This is a genomic window from Pseudomonas sp. RA_35y_Pfl2_P32 (assembly GCF_963970735.1).
In the GTDB taxonomy this organism is placed as follows: Bacteria; Pseudomonadota; Gammaproteobacteria; order Pseudomonadales; family Pseudomonadaceae; genus Aquipseudomonas.
In genome coordinates, this window is sequence record NZ_CAXAQF010000453.1 from 1 (window position 1) to 255 (window position 255).

A 255-nucleotide genomic window follows, 5' to 3' on the forward strand; every position below is an offset into this window, starting at 1 on the left:
TAGAAGGCGGCACGCTGGAGCTCTATTACCAGTTGCTGATTGCAGACAGTGTGCTGGCGAAGTTGGACCGCTACACCGCGTTGCACGCGATTCGCGAGTCCGAACACGCGGCCTTGCTCAACGTCGGTGAGCCACGCGCGGAACTGCCGCGGCCGACGGTGGCCGGGGTGGTCGACGGCGTCCTCGACCCGGATCGCCCAGACACCACGCTGACCGCCACCTGGCTCAATACGCTGGGGGGGGACAAAGTGATTT

The 255-nt window shown here is 64.7% G+C and carries 1 protein-coding gene; it reads left to right on the forward strand.

Annotated elements, in window-relative coordinates; all coding sequences use genetic code 11:
* On the forward strand, positions 1–255 hold a 255-nt coding region (locus AACY45_RS29135), incomplete at both ends, for a hypothetical protein (RefSeq protein WP_339548919.1).